The sequence below is a fragment of the Streptomyces sp. QH1-20 genome, assembly GCF_041283565.1.
In the GTDB taxonomy this organism is placed as follows: domain Bacteria; phylum Actinomycetota; class Actinomycetes; order Streptomycetales; family Streptomycetaceae; genus Streptomyces; species Streptomyces syringius.
Map to the genome: position 1 here is coordinate 4417316 of NZ_CP166299.1, position 14461 is coordinate 4431776.

Annotated in this window: 18 protein-coding genes; 13 read left to right on the top strand and 5 right to left on the bottom strand. The window is 70.7% G+C overall.

The window, feature by feature from the left end; genetic code table 11:
• Window positions 1-204 precede the first annotated feature (204 nt).
• Window positions 205-510: a 30S ribosomal protein S14 gene (rpsN, locus tag AB8O64_RS20035; protein WP_130878327.1), complete on the bottom strand. Its 306-nt coding sequence runs from the start codon at window positions 508-510 to the stop codon at window positions 205-207.
• Window positions 510-746, bottom strand: a complete 237-nt coding sequence (gene rpmB / locus AB8O64_RS20040; RefSeq protein ID WP_130878326.1) for a 50S ribosomal protein L28 — start codon at window positions 744-746, stop codon at window positions 510-512. The genes rpsN and rpmB overlap by 1 nt, the downstream gene beginning before the upstream one ends.
• 75 nt (window positions 747-821) lie before the next feature.
• Here rpmB and rpmG point away from each other — a divergent pair, with 75 nt between their 5' ends.
• From rpmG to AB8O64_RS20065, 5 genes are all read left to right on the top strand, one after another.
• Window positions 822-986: a 50S ribosomal protein L33 gene (gene rpmG / locus AB8O64_RS20045; RefSeq protein WP_130878325.1), complete on the top strand. Its 165-nt coding sequence runs from the start codon at window positions 822-824 to the stop codon at window positions 984-986.
• A 5-nt stretch (window positions 987-991) separates the two neighbouring features.
• Window positions 992-1249, top strand: coding sequence for a type B 50S ribosomal protein L31 (locus AB8O64_RS20050; protein WP_130878324.1), 258 nt, complete (start codon window positions 992-994; stop codon window positions 1247-1249).
• Window positions 1246-2463 (top strand): GTP-binding protein, encoded by a 1218-nt coding sequence (locus tag AB8O64_RS20055; RefSeq protein WP_370420429.1) that lies wholly within the window; start codon window positions 1246-1248, stop codon window positions 2461-2463. The genes AB8O64_RS20050 and AB8O64_RS20055 overlap by 4 nt, the downstream gene beginning before the upstream one ends.
• Before the next feature lie 64 nt (window positions 2464-2527).
• On the top strand, window positions 2528-2776 hold the full coding sequence (gene rpsR / locus AB8O64_RS20060; protein WP_184739198.1) for a 30S ribosomal protein S18: 249 nt from the start codon (window positions 2528-2530) through the stop codon (window positions 2774-2776).
• Window positions 2777-2905: 129 nt separating this feature from the next.
• Complete coding sequence (locus AB8O64_RS20065; protein WP_130878321.1) at window positions 2906-3145, top strand: DUF397 domain-containing protein; 240 nt, start codon at window positions 2906-2908, stop codon at window positions 3143-3145.
• Between the two features lie 47 nt (window positions 3146-3192).
• Here AB8O64_RS20065 and AB8O64_RS20070 read toward each other — a convergent pair whose 3' ends face one another.
• Window positions 3193-3681, bottom strand: coding sequence for an ATP-binding protein (locus AB8O64_RS20070; RefSeq protein ID WP_370420431.1), 489 nt, complete (start codon window positions 3679-3681; stop codon window positions 3193-3195).
• 310 nt (window positions 3682-3991) lie between these two features.
• Here AB8O64_RS20070 and AB8O64_RS20075 point away from each other — a divergent pair, with 310 nt between their 5' ends.
• From AB8O64_RS20075 to AB8O64_RS20100, 6 genes are all read left to right on the top strand, one after another.
• Entirely contained in the window at window positions 3992-4855 is an 864-nt protein-coding gene (locus AB8O64_RS20075) for a helix-turn-helix transcriptional regulator (RefSeq protein ID WP_356451493.1), read from the top strand.
• Window positions 4856-4938: 83 nt separating this feature from the next.
• Window positions 4939-6396, top strand: a complete 1458-nt coding sequence (locus tag AB8O64_RS20080; RefSeq protein WP_370420432.1) for an aldehyde dehydrogenase family protein — start codon at window positions 4939-4941, stop codon at window positions 6394-6396.
• 145 nt (window positions 6397-6541) lie between these two features.
• A complete protein-coding gene (locus tag AB8O64_RS20085; protein ID WP_356451497.1) occupies window positions 6542-7093 on the top strand; it encodes a DinB family protein in 552 nt (183 codons plus the stop codon).
• Between the two features lie 92 nt (window positions 7094-7185).
• On the top strand, window positions 7186-7782 hold the full coding sequence (locus AB8O64_RS20090; protein WP_370420433.1) for a PadR family transcriptional regulator: 597 nt from the start codon (window positions 7186-7188) through the stop codon (window positions 7780-7782).
• Window positions 7783-7927: 145 nt separating this feature from the next.
• Window positions 7928-8911, top strand: coding sequence for an ATP-binding cassette domain-containing protein (locus tag AB8O64_RS20095; RefSeq protein ID WP_370420435.1), 984 nt, complete (start codon window positions 7928-7930; stop codon window positions 8909-8911).
• Window positions 8908-9732, top strand: a complete 825-nt coding sequence (locus tag AB8O64_RS20100) for an ABC transporter permease (RefSeq protein ID WP_370420436.1) — start codon at window positions 8908-8910, stop codon at window positions 9730-9732. The genes AB8O64_RS20095 and AB8O64_RS20100 overlap by 4 nt, the downstream gene beginning before the upstream one ends.
• Before the next feature lie 16 nt (window positions 9733-9748).
• Here the strand turns inward: AB8O64_RS20100 and AB8O64_RS20105 are convergent, their stop codons facing one another.
• Complete coding sequence (locus AB8O64_RS20105) at window positions 9749-11170, bottom strand: glutamate decarboxylase (protein WP_370420438.1); 1422 nt, start codon at window positions 11168-11170, stop codon at window positions 9749-9751.
• A 136-nt stretch (window positions 11171-11306) separates the two neighbouring features.
• Window positions 11307-11669, bottom strand: coding sequence for a YbjQ family protein (locus AB8O64_RS20110; RefSeq protein WP_370420440.1), 363 nt, complete (start codon window positions 11667-11669; stop codon window positions 11307-11309).
• A gap of 222 nt (window positions 11670-11891) precedes the next feature.
• Here AB8O64_RS20110 and AB8O64_RS20115 point away from each other — a divergent pair, with 222 nt between their 5' ends.
• Window positions 11892-12590 (top strand): DedA family protein, encoded by a 699-nt coding sequence (locus AB8O64_RS20115; protein ID WP_130878795.1) that lies wholly within the window; start codon window positions 11892-11894, stop codon window positions 12588-12590.
• A 160-nt stretch (window positions 12591-12750) separates the two neighbouring features.
• The gene (locus tag AB8O64_RS20120) at window positions 12751-14445 is read left to right on the top strand and encodes a threonine/serine exporter family protein (protein ID WP_370420442.1); all 1695 of its coding nucleotides are present in this window, start codon (window positions 12751-12753) and stop codon (window positions 14443-14445) included.
• Window positions 14446-14461 lie beyond the last annotated feature (16 nt).

Consider the following 14461-nt stretch of genomic DNA (forward strand, 5'->3'; position numbering starts at 1 on the left):
TCGTGACCCCCAGGGCACGATCCCCAGGTCGTGATCCTCAGGGCCGCGGGAATCTGTGGGTGGACCGACCAGGGCCCGGCCCCGTCCCGCCGTGGCGGGTCGGCGCCGATCCCCTGCGGCCCAGGCGTCATCGGGCCCGACTGCCCGACGCGCCTCATGCGCGCATGGCTCCCGCCCCCGCCGGGGCGGGCCCCACCGGGCGTGCTACCAGCTCGACTTGCGCACTCCCGGCAGGTACCCCGCGTGTGCCTGCTCGCGCAGATTCACCCGGGACAGCCCGAACGTGCGCAGGTATCCGCGCGGACGTCCGTCAACCGAGTCCCTGTTCCGTACGCGGGTGGCACTCGCGTCGCGCGGCTGGCGTCGCAGCTCGCCCTGGGCCGCCAGTCGCTCCTCCTCCGGCGTGTGCGGATTGCGGATGACCGTCTTGAGCAGGGCTCGACGGGCCGCGTAGCGGGCGACCGTCAGACGGCGCTGTTCGTTCTTCGCGATCTTGCTCTTCTTCGCCATCAGACACGACCCCCACGGGCACGGATACGGGCGACGGCGGCCTCGATGCCGATCACGTCGACGGTCTTGAGGCCCTTCGCGCTCAGCGTGAGCCGCACATGACGGCCCTCGCTGGCGAGCCAGTAGCGCTTGCGCTGGATGTTGGGGTCGAAGCGGCGGCTGGTGCGCCGGTGCGAGTGGGAGATGGAGTTGCCGAAGCCGGGCTTGCGGCCGGTGAGTTGGCAGTGGGCGGACATGGGTCAGACCTCCGGTCCTCGGGCGGCCCCCTGGGGCCTAATGAAAATGGAAACCATTTCTGTATAGTAGCCCGTATGGCCCGCAACGAGCTACGCCCCGTCATCAAGCTCCGGTCCACCGCCGGCACCGGATTCACCTACGTCACCCGCAAGAACCGCCGTAATGACCCCGACCGCCTGGAACTGCGGAAGTACGACCCGGTCGTCGGCCGGCACGTCACCTTCCGAGAGGAGCGCTGAGCGCCATGAAGCCCGGAATCCACCCCGCCTACGGGCCCGTCGTCTTCCGTGACCGGGCCGCGAACTACGCCTTCCTCACCCGTTCCACCGCCACCAGCGACAAGACGGTCGAGTGGGAGGACGGCAACACCTATCCCGTCATCGACGTCGAGATCTCCTCGGCGAGCCACCCCTTCTACACCGGCACCGCCCGGGTGATGGACACCGCCGGCCGCGTGGAGCGCTTCGAGCGGCGCTACGGCAAGCGCGAGGGCCGCCGATGACCGCGCCGCACCCGCTGTCCGTGGTGCTGGTCGGCGGACTGCACGCCGACGCCCGGCGGGCCACCGTCGACCGGCTCCTGCGCACCGCGCCGGGCAGTGTCGCGCTCCACCACGACCTGGCGACGGCCGCGGAGGGGACGGTCCGCCGCACGGTCCGGGACGTCTCCGGAATCCGGGACGAGGATGAGACGCCGCTGGTCAACGACTGCGCGTGCTGTGCCCTGCGCGAGGATCTGATGCCGGAGCTGGAGCGGCTCGCCCGCGCCGGGGACTGCCGGCTCGCCGTCGTCGAGCTGTGGGACTCCGTCGAGCCCCGGGCCATGGCGGAGGTCGTCGTGGCCTGTGGCGGCGACGACGTCCGGCTGACCGGAGTGTTCACGGCCGTCGACCCCGCCCTCGTCCTGCCCTACCTGGGGTGTGGTGACGACCTCGCGGAGTTCGGGCTCGCGGCCGCGGCGAGCGACCAGCGCACGGTGGCCGACACCTTCGCGCGCCAGCTGGAGTACGTCTCCGTGCTCGCGCTGACGGAGGACGGCGAGGGGGAGCCGAAGGCTCCCGCCGCCGACGCGAACCGGGTGACGGAAGGGGAGGATGTCGGGCCCGCCGACGCCGCCGACTTCGCGCTGCTCACCCAACTCGCGCCCGCCGCACGGCAGATACAGATCGACTCGGTGGAGCTGGCAGCCGCCGCCGTCGCCGGCTTCGACGTGGAGGCGGCCGCCGCCCGGCAGCACCCGGCGTGCGCGCTGCTGCCGCAGACCGCCGACACGGACGGCGTCGCCACGCTCGTATGGCAGCGGCGCAGGCCCTTCCATCCCGGGCGGCTGTACGCGGCGCTGGAGGACCTGAGCTGTGCCGCGGCCCGCAGCCGGGGGCGGTTCTGGCTCGCCGACCGGCCCGACACGCTGCTGTCGTGGGAGGCGGCGGGCGGTGCGCTGCTGGTGGAGGACGTCGGGCCGTGGCTCGCCGCCCTGCCGGACGCCGCCTGGGAGATGGTGCCCGCCACCCGCCGGGTGGCCGCCTCGCTGGACTGGCACCCCGAGCACGGCGACCGCACCCAGCACCTCACCTTCACCTCGCCGGGGCTCGACGCCGACGGGCTGACGTCCCTGCTGGAGTCGTGCCTGCTCACGGACGCGGAATACGAGGCGGGACCGGAGGAGTGGCGACGGCTGTCGCACGCCTTCGATGAACTCCTCGACCCGGTCTGCTGATCCGCTCCACCGAGCCTTTTCTCCACCCTGCCCATTCCCGAACCCCCAGAAAGGGACCTCGCCCATGGCTCGCCGCCCCGAGCACCGCAAGAACCTCAAGCCTCGGCCCAATCCCCTGGACGCCGCGGGGATCACGTACATCGACTACAAGGACGTCGATCTGCTGCGGAAGTTCATTTCGGACCGCGGAAAGATCCGCAGCCGGCGCGTGAGCCGTGTCACCGCCCAGCAGCAGCGGCAACTGTCCCGGGCGATCAAAAACGCCCGGGAGATGGCCCTGCTGCCGTATTCCTCTTCCTCTGCCGCGAAGTAGCGGCGGGAACACCCTGCGTGCACGTGCATCGGCTCATGCAGAAGCACATGAACGCGGCTATGATCCGGAGCAGTTGTCATCCCCGAATCCGCGGCCGGGGATGCCCCTGCAACTCTCCGGGAGAGTCCAGTGCCCCAGGCGTACAACGGCATGGCCGCATCGGACATCGAAGATGTCGTCTGGCAGAAGAGCCGGCATTCCAACTCCCAGGGCTCATGCGTGGAGTTCGCGAAGCTGCCGGAGGGCGGGATCGCCATGCGGAATTCCCGCTTCCCGGACGGCCCCGCGCTCGTCTATACGCCGGCCGAGATCGAGGCCATGCTGCTGGGGGTCAAGGACGGCGAATTCGACCACCTGGCACGCGACTGACGCCCCTCGTGTGCGACCGCACTCCCCGTCGGGCGCGGTCGCACGCGTCAGTCGCGTGGCAGGCGGAACAGCGCCCACACGACCTTGCCGTGCAGGGCGCCGGCCAATGGGTGCCAGCCCCAGCCGTCGCTGAAGGACTCCACCAGGAACAGGCCCCGGCCGCGCTCGTCGGCGGCCGCGGCCTGGCTCGCGACCGGGCCCTCCTCGCTCGGGTCGCGCACCGCGCACACCAGCCGCGACGTCCAGCGCATCAGATGCAGCCGCACCGGCGGTTCGTACCCCCCGTGACCACGGTCGTCCGGCAGGGCGTACCGCATGGAGTTGGTCACCAACTCCGAGACGACCAGCGCGACATCGTCGAACAGTCCGTGCAGGTCCCACTGGTGCAGCGTGGTCCTGGTGAACTTCCGAGCCGTTCTGACCGCTTCGAACCGTGGTGGCAGCGCACAGGACGCCGAATTGGAGACGGCGGATGAGTCGATCGCGGGAAGCCCTCGCCACAGCGGAGAGAGCACAGTCGATCCTTCGGTACCCATCCGAGGCACTCCTGGCATTCGTGGACGTGACGTGCACGTGTGCGAGGACCATCGTTCCCAATGCGCACGGCGGATGCAAGGGCAGATGCACGTGCACGCGGGGGTTTTGGGGGCGCACAGGGGGTTTGGTGCCCAATTTTCCTGCGCCCTCCAGGCGATGTGTACTGGCCGACTCCGGTACGAGTCCGGTCTCGGTAACCGGATGGGCACTCAACGAAGCCTGAAGGTGGCAGACTTCGGCGCCGGGGGAACGGGGGTCGCCCTCAGAAGGGTGCGGAAACGTCAGGCCGGGACAGGAAGGGTCGCAGAGATGGCCACGAGCGAGTCGAGCGGTTCCGTGGTGCGCCGCATACTCCTGGGCTCACAGCTCAGGAGGCTGCGTGAGTCACGCGGCATCACGCGCGAGGCAGCCGGGTACTCGATCCGTGCGTCCGAGTCGAAGATCAGCCGTATGGAGTTGGGCCGGGTGAGCTTCAAGGCGCGTGACGTGGAGGACCTCCTCACGCTCTACGGGGTCACGGACGACGCGGAGCGCGAGGCCCTGCTGGGCCTCGCCCGCGAGGCCAACGTCGCCGGGTGGTGGCACAGCTACGGCGATGTGCTCCCCGGGTGGTTCCAGACGTACGTCGGGCTGGAGGGCGCCGCCTCGTACATAGGGATCTACGAGGTGCAGTTCGTGCACGGCCTGCTCCAGACCGAGGGCTACGCCCACGCCGTCGTCGTGCGCGGCCAGCCCGAGGCCCACGAGGCGGAGGTCGAGCGCCGCGTCTCGCTGCGCATGGAGCGCCAGAAGCTCCTCTTCTCCGAGCGCGCCCCCGTTTTCCACGCCGTGCTGGACGAGGCGGCGCTGCACCGCCCGTACGGTGGCCCTGAGGTCATGCGCGAGCAGCTGCAGCACCTCATCGACATATCGGAGCAGGCCAACGTCACGCTCCAGGTGATGCCCTTCGCGCACGGTGGGCACGCGGGGGAGAGCGGCGCCTTCACCATGCTGCGCTTCCCCGAGTCGGACCTCTCGGACGTGGTGTATCTGGAGCAGCTCACCAGCGCGCTCTATGTCGACAAGGCCGAGGAAGTGGCGCAGTACGCGCGGGTGATGGAGCGGCTGCACGACGACAGTCTCTCCCCCTCCCACAGCAGGGACCTCTTGAGGCGCCTCCTACAACTCGTCTGACACATCAGTACGATGACGTTCCATCAGGAGGCCGCACCTCGAACGGGCGTCACGGGCGCCCCGGTCCGCAGACAGGATGGCGCATGTCCTACTTCGACGAGTTGGCGTTCCAGTACATCGACGGCGAGTGGCGGGCCGGCAGTGGCTCCTGGGACATCGTCGACTTCAATCCGTACGACGGCGAGAAGCTCGCCTCCATCGCCATCGCCAGCGTGACCGAGATCGACCAGGCGTACCGTGCCGCCGAGCGCGCCCAGCCCGCCTGGGCGGCCACCAATCCGTACACCCGCCGGCTCGTCTTCGAGCGGGCGCTGCGGATCATCGACGAGCGTGAGGAGGTGCTGACCGAGGCGATCACAGCCGAGGTCGGCGGCACGGCCGTCAAGGTGGCCTTCGAGCTCCGGCTGGTCCGGGAGTTCCTGCGCGAGTCGCTGCACCTCGCGCTGCTGCCCGAGGGGCGTGTCCTGCCCTCCCCGGACGACACCAAGGAGAACCGTCTCTACCGGGTGCCGGTCGGCGTGGTCGGGGTGATCAGCCCGTTCAACTTCCCCTTCTTACTGTCGATCAAGTCCGTCGCCCCGGCGCTCGCGCTCGGCAACGCCGTCGTCCTCAAGCCGCACCAGAACACCCCCATATGCGGCGGCGGACTGGTCGCCAAGGTCTTCGAGGAGGCCGGGCTGCCGCCCGGGCTGCTCAATGTCGTCGTCACCGACATCGCCGAGATCGGCGACGCGCTCATCGAGCACCCCGTGCCGAAGGTCATCTCCTTCACCGGCTCCGACCGGGTCGGCCGGCACGTCGCCACCGTCGCGGCCTCGCACTTCAAGCGCACGATCCTCGAACTCGGCGGCAACAGCGCCCTGATCGTCCTCGACGACGCCGACCTCGACTACGCCGTCGACGCGGCCGTCTTCAGCCGCTTCATCCACCAGGGGCAGGTCTGCATGGCCGCCAACCGGGTGCTGGTGGACCGGTCGGTCGAGGCCGAGTTCACCGAGAAGTTCGTCGCCAAGGTCAAGACCCTGAAGGTCGGCGACCCCGCCGACCCGGCCACCCACATCGGCCCGCTCATCAACGCCGGCCAGGCCGAGGGCATCACCACCCTCGTGGAGCAGACCATCGCCGACGGCGCCACCGCCCTGCTGCACGGCACGTCCGACGGCACGCTCGTCGCGCCGTCGGTGCTGACCGGCCTCGCGGCCGACTCGCCGGTGCTGGGGCAGGAGATCTTCGGCCCGGTCGTGCTGATCATCCCGTTCGACGGCGAGGAGGAGGCGGTGCGGATCGCCAACGACACCCCGTACGGGCTGAGCGGCGCCGTGCACACCGGTGATGTCGAGCGGGGTGTGCGGGTGGCCAAGCGCATCGACAGCGGCATGATCCACGTCAACGACGGCACGGTCCACGACGAGCCGATCGTGCCCTTCGGCGGCGAGAAGCACTCGGGTGTGGGGCGGCTGAACGGCGAGGCAGTGGTCGACGCCTTCACCACCACCAAGTGGATCTCGGTCCAGCACGGGCGCAGCCAGTTCCCCTTCTGACCGTTCCGGTCGTTCTGATCCGCGTGGCGTCCGGATCCGTTTGCGGACGCGTGCGGGTTGAGGACAGAAGTTGACCGCATGGGGTCCTACTTTTGAGGCATCGCGAGAGAGCGGCGCGAGACGACGGCCCGAAAGGCAGGACCCCATGGTTACGCACGTGATCGAGAAGAACCCCGCCGACGAGCGCGGCACCCTGCTGGCGTTCGTGGAGGCCCAGCGCGGCGGTCTGCGCCGGGCGCTCCTCGGCCTCGGCAAGGAGCAGGCGACGGCCACGCCCAGCGCGAGCGAGCTGTCGCTCGGCGGCCTGCTGAAGCACGTCGCCGAGACCGAGCACACCTGGGTGCGGCTGGCCCAGCAGTTGCCGCCCGAGGTCGAGCGGGACGAGTCGACCTGGGCGGACAGCTTCCGGCTGACCGAGAGCGAGAGCGTCGAGGGAACGCTCGCCTACTGGGACAGGGTGGCCGAGGAGACCGAGCGGTTCATCCGTTCTGCCGACAGCCTGGAGCAAACCTTCCCGCTGCCGGACGCCCCCTGGTACCCGCCGTCGTCGCGGGTGTCGCTGCGCTGGCTGCTGCTCCACCTGGTGGAGGAGATCGGCCGGCACGCGGGCCACGCGGACGTCATCCGCGAGTCCCTCGACGGCAAGACCGCCTTCGAGCTGGTGGCCGAGGCGCAGGGGGCGGCGGGCCAGGGCTGAGCCGGGCGGGGGACCTGTTCCGCCTAGGCTGGCTTCAGTGCCGCGCAGGTGTGCCGCGGTACGGGCACGACCGGGTGGAATGAGGAAAGACGATGTCGGCGATCCGGCTGTTGGTGCTGGGGGCGGTGCGCCAGCACGGGCGCGCCCACGGCTATCAGGTGCGCAACGACCTGGAGTTCTGGGGCGCGCACGAGTGGTCCAACGCCAAGCCCGGATCGATCTACCACGCGCTCAAGCAGATGGCCAAGCAAGGGCTGTTGATCGCGCACGACGTCGCCCCGAGCGAGGTCGGCGGGCCCCCGCGGACGGAGTACGAGCTGACAGGGAAGGGCGAGGAGGAGTACTTCACGCTGTTGCGCGAAGCCCTCTCCTCCTACGACCAGAAGGTCGACGTCCTCAGCGCGGGCGTCGGATTCATCGTCGACCTGCCGCGCGCCGAGGCCATCGCGCTGCTGAAGCAGCGGGTGGAGTCGCTGGAGTCGTGGCGGTCCGAGATCGGCCGGCACTGGACCCCGGACGTGGGCCAGGACTGGGGCCACATCGGCGAGATCATGGGCATGTGGGTGCACACCGCGCAGAGCGGGGCGGAGTGGACCCGCGGACTGATCGAGCGCCTGGAGGGCGGCGCCTACGTCATGGCGGACGAGGGCGATCAGTGGAAGGGCATCGTCACCAGCGGGGAGCAATGACCCGGCGGCCGGAAGCGCACTGAGCGCCCGGGCGGGACCGGGTCGCACTGACGAAACTCAGTGATCAAGTTTGACTAGCGCGGGCGCGGGGAGTAGTTTCGCCCGAGCGTAGTCAAGTTTGACTACCGATACGGAGGAGAGCGCATTGACTGACACCGATCACGCGATCGTTGTCGAAGGACTGCGGAAGACCTACGGAAAGAAACACGCCCTCGACGGCCTGGACCTCACCGTCCCGCGCGGCACCGTCCACGGGCTGCTCGGGCCCAACGGGGCCGGCAAGACCACAGCCGTCCGCATCCTCGCCACCCTGGTGCGTCCCGACGCCGGCCGGGCCGAGGTGGCAGGGCGCGACGTACAGAGCCGGCCCGACGAGGTGCGCCGGCGCATCGGCCTGCTCGGCCAGCACGCCGCCGTGGACGAGGAGTTGAGCGGCCGTCAGAACCTCGACATGTTCGGCAGGCTCTATCACCTGGGGGCCCGCCGGGCCGCCGCCCGCGCCGAAGAACTGCTGGAGCGGTTCGACCTGGCCGACGCCGGGCGCAAGCCCGTCGGCCGCTACAGCGGCGGCATGCGCCGCCGCCTCGACCTCGCCGCCGCGCTGATCCTGGCCCCCGAGGTGCTCTTCCTCGACGAGCCCACCACCGGCCTCGATCCGCGCGGCCGCACCGAGGTGTGGGAATCGGTGCGCTCCCTGGTCGGCGGCGGCACCACCGTGCTGCTGACCACCCAATACCTGGAGGAGGCCGACCAGCTCGCCGACCGGATCTCCGTCGTCGACACCGGCAAGGTCATCGCGGCGGGCACCGCCGACGAGCTCAAGGCCCGGCTCGGCGGTGACCGCATCGACGTCGTCGTGCGCGACGCCGGCCGGCTGGCCGACGCCGGGGCCGTCGTGGCCATGGCCGCCCGCGCGGCGACGGTCACCACCGACCCCGACCGCCGGATGGTCAGCGCGCCGGTCACCGACCGGATGGCCGCACTGACCGAGACCGTCCGGGCCCTGGCGGCGGCCGGCATCGAGGCGGCGGACATCGCGCTGCGCCGCCCGACGCTCGACGAGGTGTTCCTGCACGTCACCGGCGCGGCACCGGCCGACGCCGCAGCGAAGGAAGGAGCGGCCGCATGACCCACGTCCCCGTTCACGTCCCCGCGCCGGTACACCCCTCGGCCTGGGTCCTCGCCGACTCCTGGACCATGACCCGGCGCGGCCTCGCGCAGTGGGCCCGGCAGCCCGTCCAGGTGCTCGTCGGCCTCGCCTTCCCGGTCATGATGCTGCTGATGTTCGCCTACTTCCTCGGCGGCGGCATGACCGTCCCGGGCGGTGGCGACTACAAGGATTTCCTGGTCCCCGGCATGCTCGCGCTGACCATGGCCTTCGGCCTGGAGGGCACGATGGTCGCCGTCACCCAGGACCTCAACAAGGGCGTCATCGACCGCTTCCGGTCCCTGCCGATGGCTCCCTCCGCCGTCCTCGTCGGCCGCAGCGTCCTGGACATGCTCCAGTCGGTGCTCAGCCTGCTCGCGATGATCGGCGTCGGGCTGCTGATGGGCTGGCGCTGGCACGACGGCCTCGGCAACGCCCTCCACGCGGTGGGGCTGCTGCTCCTGCTGCGGTTCGCGATGCTGTGGCTCGGCATCCACCTGGCGATGGTGGCGGGCAAGCCCGAACTCGTCCAGGCCGTACAGATCCTCATCTGGCCCGTCGGCTTCCTCTCCAACGTCTTCGCGTCCGCCGAGACCATGCCCGGCTGGCTCGGCGCCATCGCCGAGTGGAACCCGATGTCGGCCACGGCCGCCGCCGTCCGGGAGCTCTTCGGCAGCCCCGGCGCGGACGGCGGCTCCTGGGCGGCCCAGCACGCCCTGTCGATGGCGGTGGCCTGGCCGCTGCTCCTGCTCGCGGTCTTCCTGCCGCTCGCCCTGCGGCGCTACCGGGGGCTGGGGCGGTAAGGGGACCGGTGACCGCTCAGTGATGGAAGGCGGTGGCGACGGCCTGGGGCCGGTCCAGCGGTCCCGGCTGTCGCCGCAGCTCCGGCAGGAGGGCGCCCAGGTCGGCGAGGAACAGCTCGGCGAGATCGAGCGAGAAGCCGTTGCGGCAGACGACGCGCAGCACCGACAGGTCCTCCCGGTTCGCCGGGAAGGTGTACGCGGGCACCAGCCAGCCGCGCTCCCGCAGCCGCCGCGACACGTCGAAGACGTCGTAGTTCGTGACGCCGTCGGCCGTCGTGAACGCGAAGACGGGCAGTTCGTCGCCGCGCGTCAGCAGCCGGAAGTCACCGAGCGCCTCGATCCCGTCGGCCAGTGTGCGGGCCACCTCACGGGTGTTGCGCTGCACCGCCCGGTAGCCCTCCCGGCCCAGCCGCAGGAAGGTGTAGTACTGCGCGGCGACCTGCGCGCCCGGCCGGGAGAAGTTCAGCGCGAAGGTCGGCATGTCCCCGCCCAGGTAATTGACCCGGAACACCAGCTCCTCGGGCAGCGCGGCGGCGTCCCGCCACAGCGCCCAGCCCACGCCCGGGTAGACCAGCCCGTACTTGTGCCCGGAGGTGTTGATCGACGCGACGCGCGGCAGCCGGAAGTCCCACACCAGCTCCTCGTCGAGGAACGGCGCGACCATCGCGCCCGACGCGCCGTCCACATGGACCGGGATGTCCAGGCCTGTGCGCTCCTGGAGATCGTCCAGCGCCGCGCAGATGTCGGCCACCGGCTCGTAGGACCCGTCGAAGGTCGAGCCGAGCACGGTGACGACCCCGATGGTGTTCTCGTCGCAGAGCGCCGCGGCCCCGGCGGGGTCGAGGTGGAAGCGGTCGCCCTCCATGGGCAGCAGCCGCGCCTCGACCTCCCAGAAATTGCAGAACTTCTCCCAGCAGACCTGGACGTTCGCGCCCATCACGAGATTGGGCCGGGCACCGCCCGACCGATAGCGGTCCGCGTTCGCGAGCGCCCACCGCCGCTTGAAGGCCATCCCGGCGAGCATGCACGCCTCGCTCGACCCGGTGGTCGAGCAGCCGACGGCCGACGCCGGGTCGGGCGCGTGCCAGAGATCGGCGAGCATCCGCACACAGCGCTTCTCCAGCTCCGCGGTGCGCGGGTACTCATCCTTGTCGATCATGTTCTTGTCCCGGCACTCGGCCATCAGCACACCGGCCTGGGGCTCCATCCAGGTGGTGACGAAGGTCGCCAGGTTGAGCCGGGAATTGCCGTCGAGCATCAGCTCGTCATGGACGAACTGATAGGCGGAGTGCGGGGGCATCGGCCCGTCGGGCATGGCGTCGCGCGGTGGCTCCGACGCCATGCCGCCGAGCGGGTCGGCCTCGCCGTAGAAGGGGTTGACGGAGAAGCCCCGCGGGGAGGCGTCCGCCCGGTCGTCCGTGCCTTTGTGCAGTGCCATGGTCTGCGCGTGCCCCTCACTGTGCGGTCTAAGGGGGCGGACCAGGGAGCTCGTCACCGGGGCTCTGCCCCGGACCCCGGTCCTCAATCGCCGGACGGGCTTGATCGGGCCGGGGTCGCCTCCTATGCGATCAGGCTCATACTTGTGAGATCACCACTGCCGTGCCGTACGCGCAGACCTCCGTGCCGACGTCCGCCGCTTCCGTCACATCGAAGCGGAACATCAGCACCGCGTTGGCGCCGCGGGCCCTGGCCTGCTCGACCAGGCGCTCCATCGCCTGGTTACGGGTCTCGACCAGGGTCTTGGTCAGGCCCTTGAGCTCGCCGCCGATCAGGGATTTCAGGCCCGCGCCGATCTGGCTGCCGACGTGCCGGGAGCGGACCGTGAGGCCGAAGACCTCGCCGATGACCTTGTCGACCCGGTAGCCGGGCACGTCGTTCGTCGTGACCACCAGCACATCGGACTGGCTCTGACCGCCACCGAAATCCTCGATGCCCATCGCTTCCACCTCCGTGTTGTGCAGTTTTGCCGGATGTTGACCGAGACGCACGCCGGGCCCGGAACGTTGCGCCGACCGGGTGTACCGCCCCGGCAACCCTCTGGAACCAGGAGCCGGGCGGTGGCGTTGATAACTTGGGGCCGCACACACGCCTCCCCCCGCCTGTGCCCGGGCCTCGCACGAGCCTGCGCCTCGACCCAGGAGCCTGTCCCCGTGACCCCCATGACCACCCTCGCGCTCGGCCCCCAGTGGCTGGACCCGGACTACCTGATCGGTGAGTTCGGCCTCTACGGCGTGCTGGCCATCGTCTTTGCCGAGTCGGGCCTGCTCATCGGCTTCTTCCTGCCGGGAGACTCGCTCCTGTTCACGACCGGCCTGCTGGTCACGGCGGGCACGCTGGACAAGCCGCTGTGGCTGGTCTGTCTGCTCATCGTGCTCGCCGCCGTCCTCGGTGACCAGGCGGGCTATCTCTTCGGCCGGAAGGTCGGCCCGGCGCTCTTCAAGCGCCCCGACTCGAAGATCTTCAAACAGGAGAACGTCGAGAAGGCCCACGACTTCTTCGAGAAGTACGGGCCGAAGTCCCTGGTGCTGGCCCGCTTCGTGCCGGTGATCCGGACGTTCACGCCGATCATCGCGGGCGTCGTCCGGATGAACTACCGCTCCTTCCTGATCTTCAACATCATCGGCGGCTGCCTGTGGGGCGCCGGTGTCACGCTGCTGGGCGCCGCGCTCGGCAACGTCGCGTTCGTGAAGACGAACATCGAGGCGATCCTGATCGCGATCGTGCTGATCTCGGTCGTCCCGATCGCCATCGAGTTCCTGCGTGCCCGCTCCCAGGCGAAGAAGGCCGCCCCGGCCCTCGGCGGCGGCCCCGAAGACGGCCGTCCGCCGGCCCAGCGCGGCCGTCACGCCAAGCGCTGACCCCCGCCGGCACCCTTCCGCCGACACCGCCCCGCTGCGGTCCCGACCCAGGTCGCGACCGCAGTGGGGCGCTTTCGTTCGCATGTGCGGACCCCCACTGGGCACACGCGTCACTGATCGTGCATGGTGGCCGTAACAGGGCGGGCGTACGAGGAGCAGTGTGGTGGCGGATCGGCAGTGGGGCAGCAGCAGCGCCTCGGACGCGGAGGCGGGCGAGGACCGCAAGCCGCAGTCCGACGAGGCGCACAGCGCCTTCACCCCGCCGCTGGGCGTACCCCTGCCGGCACCGCCGGAGGACGAGCACCCCACTTCCGAGTTCGCCGTGCCCGAGGGCGTCGCCCCCGAGCCGGAGAGCGAGCCCGAGGGCTCGGCCTTCACCCTGCCCCCGGGCACCGCCGGGCCGAGCACGACCCAGGGGACGCCGTACGCGGCCTTCACACCGCCCTACGGCGTGCCCAAGGTCAACCTCACCAAGGAAGTGCCCTGGCAGGACCGCATGCGCACCATGCTGCGCATGCCGGTGGGGGAGCGGCCGGCCCCCGAGCGGCCCGGGAAGGCCGACGAGGCCGGACCCGCCGTCCCGCGCGTGCTCGACCTGACCCTGCGCATCGGCGAGCTGCTGCTCGCCGGCGGCGAGGGCGCCGAGGACGTCGAGGCCGCGATGTTCGGCGTCGCGCACGCCTACGGGCTCGACCGCTGCGAGCCGACCGTCACGTTCACCCTGCTGACCGTGAGCTACCAGCCGTCCCTCGTCGACGACCCGGTCACGGCCAACCGCACGGTCCGCCGTCGCGGCACCGACTACAACCGGCTCTCCGCCGTCTTCCGGCTCGTCCACGACATCACGTCCCAGGGGCTCACCCTGGAGGAGTCCTACGGCCGTCTCGCCGAGATCCGCCGCAACCGCCACCCCTACCCGGGCTGGGGGCTCACCGTCTCCTCCGGGCTGCTCGCGGGCGCCGCGTCCATGCTCGTCGGCGGCGGGCTCGTGGTCTTCCTCGCGGCGGCGGCCGGAGCGGTGCTCGGCGACCGGCTGGCCTGGCTGGCCTCGGGGCGCGGACTGCCGGAGTTCTACCAGTTCGTCGCGGCGGCGATGCCGCCCGCCGCGATAGGTGTCGCGATCAGTGCCAGCCACCCGGACGTCCAGGCGTCCGCGGTGATCACCGGTGGGCTGTTCGCCCTGATCCCCGGGCGGGCACTCGTCGCGGGCGTCCAGGACGGCCTGACCGGCTACTACATCACCGCCGCCGCCCGATTGCTGGAGGTCGGCTACCTCATCGCGGGCATCGTCTGCGGCGTGCTGATGGTCCTCTACGGAGGCGTGCACCTCGGCGGCGCGGGGACACTCGACCCCGAGGCCGCGCTGGAGCACGTGGAGCGGCCCCTCATCCAGATCATCGCGGCGATGCTGCTGGCCCTCTCCTTCGCGGTACTGCTCCAGCAGGAACGTCACACCGTGCTGTGGGCCACGGTCAACGGCGGCGTCGCCTGGGTCATCTACGCGGCCCTCGCCGACACGGCCGGGATGGACCCGGTGCCCGCCACGGCCATCGCCGCCGGGGTCGTCGGCCTCTTCGGCCAGTTGCTGTCCCGCTACCGCTACGCGTCCGCGCTGCCGTACGTGACGGCGGCCATCGGCCCGCTGCTGCCCGGTAGTGCCACGTACTTCGCGCTGCTGAACTTCGCGAAGAACGAGCTGAACGCCGGCATCGCCAGCCTCACGAGGGCCGCCGCGCTCGCCCTGGCCATCGCCATCGGGGTGAACCTGGGCTCCGAGATCGCCCGGCTCTTCCTCAAGGTCCCGGGCCCGCCGGCGCCGGGGCGCCGTGCGGCTAAGCGGACGAGGGGGTTCTAACCCAGAACGCCGGACG

What these genes read in the sequence shown, in the direction of transcription:
- AB8O64_RS20070 (WP_370420431.1), bottom strand. Translation starts at nt 3,681, where the DNA reads ATGGGTACCGAAGGATCGACTGTGCTCTCTCCGCTGTGGCGAGGGCTT.
- AB8O64_RS20050 (WP_130878324.1), top strand. Translation starts at nt 992, where the DNA reads ATGAAGCCCGGAATCCACCCCGCCTACGGGCCCGTCGTCTTCCGTGAC.
- AB8O64_RS20100 (WP_370420436.1), top strand. Translation starts at nt 8,908, where the DNA reads ATGACCCACGTCCCCGTTCACGTCCCCGCGCCGGTACACCCCTCGGCC.
- AB8O64_RS20085 (WP_356451497.1), top strand. Translation starts at nt 6,542, where the DNA reads ATGGTTACGCACGTGATCGAGAAGAACCCCGCCGACGAGCGCGGCACC.
- AB8O64_RS20055 (WP_370420429.1), top strand. Translation starts at nt 1,246, where the DNA reads ATGACCGCGCCGCACCCGCTGTCCGTGGTGCTGGTCGGCGGACTGCAC.
- rpmG (WP_130878325.1), top strand. Translation starts at nt 822, where the DNA reads ATGGCCCGCAACGAGCTACGCCCCGTCATCAAGCTCCGGTCCACCGCC.
- AB8O64_RS20080 (WP_370420432.1), top strand. Translation starts at nt 4,939, where the DNA reads ATGTCCTACTTCGACGAGTTGGCGTTCCAGTACATCGACGGCGAGTGG.
- AB8O64_RS20075 (WP_356451493.1), top strand. Translation starts at nt 3,992, where the DNA reads ATGGCCACGAGCGAGTCGAGCGGTTCCGTGGTGCGCCGCATACTCCTG.
- rpmB (WP_130878326.1), bottom strand. Translation starts at nt 746, where the DNA reads ATGTCCGCCCACTGCCAACTCACCGGCCGCAAGCCCGGCTTCGGCAAC.
- AB8O64_RS20090 (WP_370420433.1), top strand. Translation starts at nt 7,186, where the DNA reads ATGTCGGCGATCCGGCTGTTGGTGCTGGGGGCGGTGCGCCAGCACGGG.
- rpsN (WP_130878327.1), bottom strand. Translation starts at nt 510, where the DNA reads ATGGCGAAGAAGAGCAAGATCGCGAAGAACGAACAGCGCCGTCTGACG.
- AB8O64_RS20115 (WP_130878795.1), top strand. Translation starts at nt 11,892, where the DNA reads ATGACCACCCTCGCGCTCGGCCCCCAGTGGCTGGACCCGGACTACCTG.
- rpsR (WP_184739198.1), top strand. Translation starts at nt 2,528, where the DNA reads ATGGCTCGCCGCCCCGAGCACCGCAAGAACCTCAAGCCTCGGCCCAAT.
- AB8O64_RS20105 (WP_370420438.1), bottom strand. Translation starts at nt 11,170, where the DNA reads ATGGCACTGCACAAAGGCACGGACGACCGGGCGGACGCCTCCCCGCGG.
- AB8O64_RS20110 (WP_370420440.1), bottom strand. Translation starts at nt 11,669, where the DNA reads ATGGGCATCGAGGATTTCGGTGGCGGTCAGAGCCAGTCCGATGTGCTG.